This is a genomic window from Acidithiobacillus albertensis, assembly GCF_001931655.1.
Classification (GTDB): domain Bacteria; phylum Pseudomonadota; class Gammaproteobacteria; order Acidithiobacillales; family Acidithiobacillaceae; genus Acidithiobacillus; species Acidithiobacillus thiooxidans.
On sequence record NZ_MOAD01000001.1, the window covers coordinates 998759 to 1006705 of the forward strand.

Consider the following 7947-nt stretch of genomic DNA (forward strand, 5'->3'; position numbering starts at 1 on the left):
CTTTGCAATCATAGCACAAATGGCTTTCGTCATCAGCAAGAACCCGTAAATTCAAAACCGGCTTTCAAAAACGGCATCACCCTGTCAGAAGCAGAGGAGATTAGCCTTGGATACAGAAAGTCGCGTTCGTCAGCTTTCCGAAAAGCAGGCCGAACTGGAACGCAAGAAACAGTGGTTATTGCAGGGTGATCCGATGGGAACCGCCGAAGATCGCAAGGCGTTCATGAAAGCCATGGATGCCCGGGACGGCTACGGGTTTACCTGGCTGGACCTGCTCAGTCTGGTACTGATCTGCCAGGGCCGCGTACCCGATCAGGCCATTGCCCACCGGGAAGCGGCTTATCAGGTATTGCAGCAATACCAGCCCAAAAAGCGGGGCACGTCATGAGCGCATTGCCCTTGTCCGTTCGCAAACAGTATTGGCGCTCGCTGACCCGCCAGGACGTTATTCCCTATCTCCGCCTGTATCCGCACATCGTGGAAGAGCTTCGCGCCGCTTTGCGGGATGCCTTGCAGGAAATCCCGGAAATCCCTTGCAGGGAGCATATCTCTAGCAGGGAGCAACCACATTATAAAGGTTATGACGGAAAACCGCTTGGCGGGACAGCATGTTAAACAGGATGATGGCCCATGGAAAAGCCTGGATAGCTCAATGGCAATCCAGGCGCAAAGCCAGTCACCGTCATCGCCAGAAAGCCGCCGTCCATCGCTATGACACCCTGGCCGAGATTCAGGGCAAGGATGCTTTTGCCCGACGCATTGGCTATCTGCGCAAGCTGGACCCCCTCGTTTTTGAGGAACTGGTCCTCGACGGATTCAAAAGAAAAGGATGCCTTGTAGAACGCGGCACCCGCTATTCCGGCGATGGTGGACTGGATGGCAAGGTCTTTCGGGACAATCACTGGATCGGGATTCAGTGCAAACGCTACAAGGACGCGATCCAGACCGCGCATGTAAAACAGTTTGGCCGTGATCTGTCCCGGTTCGGATTGACCGAGGGCTATTTCGTGCATACCGGCAGAACCCCGGCAGGGCTGCGGCATCGCTACGGCCAGATCATCATTTTGTCCGGTCAGGAATTGATTGATTTTTTGGTGTAAGGAGGAACACGTCATGGGACAAGCCAAAATCCGCAAGTTAAACGGCACCTATCCAGAGCAGACACCCAAACCCCTAACGATCAATGTGCTGGATGCAGGACAGGCTTTTTTCAAGCTGTACCGGAAAATCCTGAACCACTTGCAACAGGAGTTTCCTGAGCATTGCAGCGAAAAAGATCAGGAAGAAAAAGCCTATGCCGCTTTGACGCGCATGATGGAATTGGGTGCGAAGGGCGTTTTTTCTCTGGAAGAACCGCTGGTCCTGTTTGCGACTTGGCAGGATCGCACGGGTGGATGGATAACCCTGTCCATGCCGGAAAAACGGGCGGCAGCCAAAAAGATTGCAGAGACAGGGCGCCTGCCCACCGGAAAAGGACTCCTGGAATATCTCGCTTTCGTGAATGTGCAAGTCAAAGGCGATACCGTAACCTTTGGTGCAGGATCGCCCTGGATGCAAAGGAGATCCAGGTAATATGGAAAACATACAGACCCTACAGAATATCCTCAAAGATGGCGTCCGGGATTGCCTGGAGGACAACCAGAAAATCATTCGACTTCTGGCGCGGAACTGGACGCCGGATCAATGCGTGTGGCTGGAATACTGGCTGGAGAGCCAGCGTATTTTCCTGACCCGCTTGCGGGAAGCCAGCCGCCCTTGTCATTTCTGGCAACGCCGTAAACAGTGGGCTGTGATTCAGGACATTCTGGACCATTGCGAGGGCGGTATCGTCAAACGTCCGGATGAACACCGGGAGTTTTTTGAATTTCTGGCCGAAAGATCACCGGGTTTTTTAATAGGGCATCCCGAAGTGTCCGAAACCTTACAGCGTCAGGACCGATTTTTGAGCGACCTGCTAAAAGCGTATCCAACCAAAACGTATGCGCCTTCGCGTTTACGTCCCGGTAATTACGGGTATTGGCTGTTTCTGGCAGAAAAAAAGGAGAGTAAACATGCTGTATATTGAACCACAAGCGGGCGTTTCGCCAATTTTACAGGTCATTCAGTCTGCTCGTCACGAATTGAATGTGGGCGTTTACTACATGACCGACCGCCCGATTCTTCGCGCCATTCAAGCGGCCAAAGCGCGGGGTGTGGATGTACGGGTCATCATCGAGGGCAAGCCCTATGGCATGAAATCCTGGCAGGTGCGTAAAGAGGAAAAAGCCATCGAAGCGACCGGTGCGCAACTGCATCTGGCGCCTTACCGCTTTACCAGCCACGGCAGTCAGTGGTCTTTTTACCATGCCAAATATCTGGCATCAGGCCACGAGGCCGAGATCGGCAATCCGAATTTTGCCTGGTCAGATTTTCATAATGCCCGCAATTACCTTTACGTCACCCAAAACCCCACCATCGTCAAAGCCGTCAATGCGGTTTTTAACGCTGACTGGAATAATCGCCGGGCGCCGGCATGGACGCATCAGGTTTTGGTGCTCTCACCGGGTACATCCGTAAAACAGATTGCGCAGGTCATCGACCAGCCGGGGCCGATTGCTATTGAAGATGAGGAAATCGGGCCTTATGCACCGACGCTGGACGCCATTGCCGCCAAAGGAAAACTGGCTCGCGTCATCATGCCCGCCAATATCAATGCGCAGGATAAGAAAGACGCGGCCTTTCTGGAAGCACACGGCGTACAGGTGCGTTTATTACTCGTCAAACCGATCTATGTGCATAGCAAACTGGTGGTAGGAAACACCCTGGCTTATATCGGTAGCGAGAATCTGACCCGCACGTCACTTGAACGGAACCGAGAAATTGGGTTATTGCTGAATGGGCGGGATATTACCGAATTACAGACGCAATTCAATAAAGACTGGCGGGCAGCACAATGACCAGTAATACTGTCAAAGCCTTTTTTTATGCCAGCATTGCCGCGTTCGGTATCCTGGCACTGTTAGGCGCTTTAGCGGTCATCGTCCTCTGGATGACGGGGCAATCTTTCACGGTGGAAAACATCATTATCTATATGATGTTTGGCTGGTTCGGCTGGTCTTTTCCACCCCTGATCGGAAAAATCCATCGGGAATTTTTAGCGATGGGCAAAGGATAAGGAGACTCCCATGCAAGAAAAAGCCTTGCACAAAAAACCCGCCAATAAAAAGCCGCAGGTCAACAAAAATCCTCACAAATTGCCCCTGTTCGTTTATGGCAAAGAAGGCGCAATCCTCAATCAAAAGTTTATCGAAATGCTGTATCGCCGTTTGTGCTATGGCGACTTGAAACATCTGGCCCCGGCTTTGGGTCAGGTATTGCCGTTGCGTCTTCATGTGCATAAGGACTTGCCAAACCGCCTCAAGCTCAAGCAACGCTGGCCGGAACTGAACAAGGGCGATCGACACAAGATCATTTTTGCGATACTGCGGATTCATGCCCGGCGCCCGGAATATTTAAGGGTGGTCGCAGCACCCAACCGCCAGCGGCATGACCTGGGCGGGAAACCAATAGAACCGGTCAGCGCGGAACATCGCGACTATGCCCGGCAAAAGCGGGAAAGGTTGAGCCGCACGTCTGAAATATCCAGAAAAACTTTATGAAAATTGCTTTTGCTTCTGACCCGCATCTGGAATTTGACGATACCCTGACACTGACGGGGCTTTCCAATGTGGATGTACCGATACTGGCGGGCGACGTGGATGTTTCACCTGCCTCTTACACCACTCTGTTACGCAGATTGCGGCTGGTCTATTCGGGTCCGGTATTATTTGTCCTGGACAACCACGAATATTATCATGGCCGTTTTCCTAATGCTCAGAAAAAATACCGGAAAGCCATTGCCGAAGATGATCGGGCCTGGTTACTGGAAAACGAATCGGTCACGATAAACGGCGTTCGCTTTCTGGGCGCTACCCTCTGGACAGACTTTGCAGGTGGCAGACATCTGGAAAACTGTCGTCGGGGCATGTCTGATTTCAGCGTCATTCAGGATTTGACACCTGAAATAGCATACCAGACACATCGGAAAAGTCTGGACTGGTTGGATGCACAGTTTGCGGCCCACTGCCCTGATCCCACAGCCGTCATTACCCACCATGCGCCCTCTTTTCTCAGTGAGCATCCCCGTTTCGCGGGTAGCGCTCTTTCTGGCGGATTTTGTTCAAATCTGGATGCGCACATCCAACGCTGGAAGCCTGTTGCTTGATACATGGGCACCTGCATGATCCCGCTGATTACCGGATTGGCAGAACCCGAATACTGGCAAATCCCTGGGGATACCCGGATGAATGCCAGCGCCGGACATATCGCACGTTTACGGTCTAAATATCTGTTCACTCGAAAATCGGTGCAAGTTTCGCCAGCACTTCTTCCATGATAGAAGTTGGCAAGATGTCCACCTTGCGGGCGTTGCGGGCACCAAGATCCAGCACACGGGGCTGATCGCAGCGAACGACGCCGGTGGTCAGGATGCCAGTCACTGAAACGGCGAACTTGATGCGGCGGGCGAAGCCGTTCGTAATCGGGCAGATCACGGGCAGCCTGGTTGCCTCGTTGAATTCGGCAGACGATACAACCAGTACGGGACGGCTGCTGCCTGCTCCTGCCCTTCGGTCGGATCAAGTGAGACCAGATTGTCAAACAGCGCCTCAGATGTATCAGTTTTTAGCAGAAAACAGCACCAAAATGTTTTAACCATGACTAGAGATATACTCCGTAAATTACTTCAACCTATTAGGCAGTTACATATTCATTTTAACAAGGTCATGTAGAAAAAGCATTATACTGACAAATGGAAAAAATGACGCTTACTCACATACGTTAGCCATTAACTGGCTTAAAAAAGCCGCAGATCAAGGTTCCCCCCGGCAGTTGGTGTTCTTAAGGCAATAGATAGGGCTGGTAACTAATTTTTTCTTTTCGGTGTCAGTAGTTAGTGAAACAGACTAGAGTTCCAAAGGCATCCTGCGCTGTGTACCACCATACTAAATGCGCCGTTCTGTATGGTAAACGTTGTTCTTGTTTATTGAGGACATCATTAACAGCCCCAAACAACGAGCCCCATGACGAGCGGCTCGTTTTGCTTTGGCCGTTAAGGTGCGCCGGGGCCTCCAGGAGGCGGTCCACCTGGTCCACCTGATGGTGGCGGTCCGCCCGGTCCACCCGGTGGTGGCGGTCCACCTGGCCCACCTGATGGTGGCGGTCCGCCCGGTCCACCCGGTGGTGGCGGTCCACCTGGCCCACCTGATGGTGGCGGTCCGCCCGGTCCACCTGGTGGTGGCGGTCCGCCCGGTCCCCCCGGCGGTGGCGGTCCACCCGGTCCACCCGGCGGTGGCGGTCCACCCGGTCCACCCGGCGGTGGCCCCGGCGGGGGTGGTTGTGGTGCACCAGGCGGAGCCGGTGGCGGTGGTTGTACCCCCAGATAATTAAAATAACTGCCGGGAGGAGGTGGTGGCGGTGCTCCAGGTGGCGGCGGTGGTGGGGGCGGCGCTCCTGCTGGTAGGGGCGGAGGCGGTGCCGGATAATACTCGTAATAGCTTTGCGGGTAGTAATACCACATCATGTACTGTGCATAGAGTGGCTGACTGTAATAACTGATGTACCCGGTAGGTGGTTGAAAGTAAACATATTGCTGGGGCCATCCAGTATTACCAAAGTTAATGCCTATATCACCCAACAACGCACTGATATCAAATGGTTCTGCTGATGCAGGTGTCAAGCTGGACAATACTCCCGCCCCGACCAAAGCGAGCGAGATAGGCAACAATCCAAGTCTGCGGGACATTTTTAACCTCCTGATGTGGCTAATATGATGCTGGATCCGCTGTTTCCAGGCGCTGATGTATGCTCTAGACCATCCTGCCCGCATTGTGCCTTAAAACTGCATACCCAAGCCCACTTCGCCGCGAAGAATATTGGGCGCGCCTCGCTGTGTAAAATCATCATCATGTAATCCGACGTACAGGGAGACATTGGCCATTAGGGGATAATAGGCGTTCACCCCCATTTGTAGAAGGTCTGAAGTGCGATTGAAAGTGGTTGGTGCAAATCCAGAGAGATGCTGGGTTTCCGAAATACCGCCAAGGTATCCGACATATCCGGTGAAATTGACGCCTGGCAGAGATGCTGCCGCATAAAGACCACCACCCAGACCGTTGGTGCTCAGCGAAGAGTGAGAGTCATAATAGGCATTGGACTGTGCAAAGCGGTTATACTCATAGCCGACATAAGGCCCGACAGCCAGGATATTGCTGGCGTTGAAAAGATAGCCGAGCTTGAGCCCAATGGTGTTGGTATTGCCACCGGTGTAACCCTGGTAGGTAGCCCCGAACTCATGGCGGTATTTCCCCGTGCCGAACAATCCACCATTGTAAAGGCTGGCCCGTAGACCGAGTCCACCGTTGGTGTTCCCATACCGATTGGTGGCCCCTTGTACATTGCCGGAAACACCAACCTGATTCATGACGCCATATACGGACGCTTCTGCGCCCAGGGGTAATGCCAGTGCGAGGGTCAATGCGGTAAGACATGTTTTTTTCTGAATCATCGGAACACTCCTGTTGGTTGAGTCAAAAAACAGCCGGAAAGTGATGGCAGGACTTTCGAAGTCACACCGTTACGATCAAGCCACTCGGGATAGACAAGAAGTAGGCAATCTCCCTGTCGAGTCCAGAGACTAAGACAGCAGAATTTATGCCAAAGGTTCCCGTGGGATAGATTTTCATGTAATCAGTGGCCTGCGCCGTCTGCTCACGAAATGGTGCGACTAGATGGCCCTTTCTTGATCAGATCTGTTGTACTTTAGCGACAATATGGCGCTATAGTGTCCCTGTTGTATGCCCTTACCATAAAAACGGATCCCTTCTCTTCTGGAATCGGGCACGGCTCAGTATGTCGCTTCTGTCGCAAGATCTTTCCGCTGTACTGGAACGCTTATTGCTTTTCAACATCCATTCAGCCTTTGCCAGGAGAAGTACGATGCTTTTATCAACCAAAACCAGAATCCCGGGGAACCGATTCCCTACCGTTTTGCGCGTGGTCGCTCCACTGGTGCTTGCGATGATGTGCTGGGCGCCTTTGCCGGTTCACGCTGACTCGCTCACTGGAAGCCTCTGGATACCAGGCGTGGCACTCAACATCGGTCAACCTGTTTATGGACCATCTGTTGCCTACCCGACTTATCCAGGATATGCACCCGCACCTTATACCTACAGCAGAAAGTCCTATCGGCGTGCAGAAAAATATCAGCGACGACTGGTCAAACGGGAACGTAAAGCCGATCATCGTTATTGGAAAGCAATACACAAGTCCGAAAAACGTGACCGCAAAGCGGAAAGGAGATATGCACATTTTTTATACCGTAACCCCTGAGCTATTTGTTCGGGGAAAGATAAAAAACCGATCTTCCTACAGGAGAACCGTATGTTCCATGAAATAGAGTCACTGAAGCGCCGTAACATCTGGCAACCAGCTTTACGTGTAGCGACCTTGTTCGGCACCTTGATGGCGTTGGCGGGATGTTATGCCTATCCCCCTGGACCGCCTCCGGGCCCTGGCGGATATTATGCGCATCCTGCACCGCCCCCACCTCCACCGCCGCCCGGAGGGCCAGCGGGTCCCGGGGCGTATTACCAGCAACCGGGGCCGCCGCCTCCGCCACCTCCTCCGTGAAGGATTTTATGGGCGCGTATGTCTTGTAAAAGTCAGACAATTTTTCTGTAAACAGGTCTAAAAAAAGCCCCATTTTTCTGAAATGGGGCTTTTCCTCCGGTCATGAATCAGGATTTCAGTGCATCAAAGCGCCGGTTGCTGCTCCTGCTGCACCGCCCACTGCGGCCCCTACGGCCGGATTGCCACCCACAACAGCACCCAGCACTGCACCGCCCGCAGCACCGATAGCCCCACCACTCA

General features: G+C 53.0%; 15 protein-coding genes. 11 read left to right on the forward strand and 4 right to left on the reverse strand.

Annotation, left to right across the window (positions count from 1 at the left end; genetic code table 11):
• Positions 1-106 precede the first annotated feature (106 nt).
• Genes BLW97_RS05175 through BLW97_RS05215 form a run of 9 tightly spaced genes read left to right on the forward strand, consistent with a single transcriptional unit; the run spans position 107 to position 4243 of the window.
• Positions 107-388, forward strand: a complete 282-nt coding sequence (locus BLW97_RS05175; protein ID WP_024894736.1) for a hypothetical protein — start codon at positions 107-109, stop codon at positions 386-388.
• A complete protein-coding gene (locus BLW97_RS05180) occupies positions 385-615 on the forward strand; it encodes a hypothetical protein (RefSeq protein ID WP_024894735.1) in 231 nt (76 codons plus the stop codon). Before BLW97_RS05175 ends, BLW97_RS05180 begins: the two co-directional genes overlap by 4 nt.
• Positions 609-1100, forward strand: coding sequence for a restriction endonuclease (locus tag BLW97_RS05185; protein ID WP_077218235.1), 492 nt, complete (start codon positions 609-611; stop codon positions 1098-1100). The genes BLW97_RS05180 and BLW97_RS05185 overlap by 7 nt, the downstream gene beginning before the upstream one ends.
• A gap of 13 nt (positions 1101-1113) precedes the next feature.
• Positions 1114-1572 (forward strand): hypothetical protein, encoded by a 459-nt coding sequence (locus tag BLW97_RS05190; protein WP_035218714.1) that lies wholly within the window; start codon positions 1114-1116, stop codon positions 1570-1572.
• Between the two features lies 1 nt (position 1573).
• Positions 1574-2065 (forward strand): hypothetical protein, encoded by a 492-nt coding sequence (locus tag BLW97_RS05195; RefSeq protein ID WP_024894733.1) that lies wholly within the window; start codon positions 1574-1576, stop codon positions 2063-2065.
• On the forward strand, positions 2052-2936 hold the full coding sequence (locus tag BLW97_RS05200) for a phospholipase D-like domain-containing protein (protein ID WP_024894732.1): 885 nt from the start codon (positions 2052-2054) through the stop codon (positions 2934-2936). Before BLW97_RS05195 ends, BLW97_RS05200 begins: the two co-directional genes overlap by 14 nt.
• Positions 2933-3154, forward strand: coding sequence for a hypothetical protein (locus BLW97_RS05205; RefSeq protein ID WP_024894731.1), 222 nt, complete (start codon positions 2933-2935; stop codon positions 3152-3154). Before BLW97_RS05200 ends, BLW97_RS05205 begins: the two co-directional genes overlap by 4 nt.
• Before the next feature lie 10 nt (positions 3155-3164).
• Positions 3165-3638 carry a ProQ/FINO family protein gene (locus tag BLW97_RS05210; protein WP_065974252.1) on the forward strand — a complete coding sequence of 158 codons (474 nt, stop codon included), beginning with the start codon at positions 3165-3167 and terminating at the stop codon, positions 3636-3638.
• The gene (locus BLW97_RS05215; protein WP_077218237.1) at positions 3635-4243 is read left to right on the forward strand and encodes a metallophosphoesterase; all 609 of its coding nucleotides are present in this window, start codon (positions 3635-3637) and stop codon (positions 4241-4243) included. The genes BLW97_RS05210 and BLW97_RS05215 overlap by 4 nt, the downstream gene beginning before the upstream one ends.
• A 127-nt stretch (positions 4244-4370) precedes the next feature.
• Here BLW97_RS05215 and BLW97_RS19945 read toward each other — a convergent pair whose 3' ends face one another.
• The 3 genes from BLW97_RS19945 to BLW97_RS05230 all read right to left on the reverse strand — a co-directional run bounded on the left by BLW97_RS19945 (position 4371) and on the right by BLW97_RS05230 (position 6583).
• On the reverse strand, positions 4371-4616 hold the full coding sequence (locus tag BLW97_RS19945; protein WP_226852499.1) for a type II toxin-antitoxin system PemK/MazF family toxin: 246 nt from the start codon (positions 4614-4616) through the stop codon (positions 4371-4373).
• A 512-nt stretch (positions 4617-5128) separates the two neighbouring features.
• A complete protein-coding gene (locus BLW97_RS18990; RefSeq protein ID WP_075322543.1) occupies positions 5129-5821 on the reverse strand; it encodes a hypothetical protein in 693 nt (230 codons plus the stop codon).
• A gap of 90 nt (positions 5822-5911) precedes the next feature.
• Positions 5912-6583, reverse strand: a complete 672-nt coding sequence (locus BLW97_RS05230) for a hypothetical protein (protein ID WP_075322544.1) — start codon at positions 6581-6583, stop codon at positions 5912-5914.
• Between the two features lie 431 nt (positions 6584-7014).
• Here BLW97_RS05230 and BLW97_RS05235 point away from each other — a divergent pair, with 431 nt between their 5' ends.
• Both BLW97_RS05235 and BLW97_RS18660 read left to right on the forward strand, forming a co-directional pair.
• Positions 7015-7407 (forward strand): hypothetical protein, encoded by a 393-nt coding sequence (locus tag BLW97_RS05235; RefSeq protein ID WP_024895459.1) that lies wholly within the window; start codon positions 7015-7017, stop codon positions 7405-7407.
• A gap of 51 nt (positions 7408-7458) precedes the next feature.
• Complete coding sequence (locus BLW97_RS18660; protein WP_077218239.1) at positions 7459-7707, forward strand: hypothetical protein; 249 nt, start codon at positions 7459-7461, stop codon at positions 7705-7707.
• Positions 7708-7822: 115 nt separating this feature from the next.
• Here BLW97_RS18660 and BLW97_RS20375 read toward each other — a convergent pair whose 3' ends face one another.
• A complete protein-coding gene (locus BLW97_RS20375) occupies positions 7823-7933 on the reverse strand; it encodes a hypothetical protein (RefSeq protein WP_423230369.1) in 111 nt (36 codons plus the stop codon).
• Positions 7934-7947: the final 14 nt, after the last annotated feature.

What these genes read in the sequence shown, in the direction of transcription:
- BLW97_RS05180 (WP_024894735.1), top strand. Translation starts at nt 385, where the DNA reads ATGAGCGCATTGCCCTTGTCCGTTCGCAAACAGTATTGGCGCTCGCTG.
- BLW97_RS05185 (WP_077218235.1), top strand. Translation starts at nt 609, where the DNA reads ATGTTAAACAGGATGATGGCCCATGGAAAAGCCTGGATAGCTCAATGG.
- BLW97_RS05190 (WP_035218714.1), top strand. Translation starts at nt 1,114, where the DNA reads ATGGGACAAGCCAAAATCCGCAAGTTAAACGGCACCTATCCAGAGCAG.
- BLW97_RS05195 (WP_024894733.1), top strand. Translation starts at nt 1,574, where the DNA reads ATGGAAAACATACAGACCCTACAGAATATCCTCAAAGATGGCGTCCGG.
- BLW97_RS05200 (WP_024894732.1), top strand. Translation starts at nt 2,052, where the DNA reads ATGCTGTATATTGAACCACAAGCGGGCGTTTCGCCAATTTTACAGGTC.
- BLW97_RS05205 (WP_024894731.1), top strand. Translation starts at nt 2,933, where the DNA reads ATGACCAGTAATACTGTCAAAGCCTTTTTTTATGCCAGCATTGCCGCG.
- BLW97_RS05210 (WP_065974252.1), top strand. Translation starts at nt 3,165, where the DNA reads ATGCAAGAAAAAGCCTTGCACAAAAAACCCGCCAATAAAAAGCCGCAG.
- BLW97_RS05215 (WP_077218237.1), top strand. Translation starts at nt 3,635, where the DNA reads ATGAAAATTGCTTTTGCTTCTGACCCGCATCTGGAATTTGACGATACC.
- BLW97_RS18990 (WP_075322543.1), bottom strand. Translation starts at nt 5,821, where the DNA reads ATGTCCCGCAGACTTGGATTGTTGCCTATCTCGCTCGCTTTGGTCGGG.
- BLW97_RS05230 (WP_075322544.1), bottom strand. Translation starts at nt 6,583, where the DNA reads ATGATTCAGAAAAAAACATGTCTTACCGCATTGACCCTCGCACTGGCA.
- BLW97_RS05235 (WP_024895459.1), top strand. Translation starts at nt 7,015, where the DNA reads ATGCTTTTATCAACCAAAACCAGAATCCCGGGGAACCGATTCCCTACC.
- BLW97_RS18660 (WP_077218239.1), top strand. Translation starts at nt 7,459, where the DNA reads ATGTTCCATGAAATAGAGTCACTGAAGCGCCGTAACATCTGGCAACCA.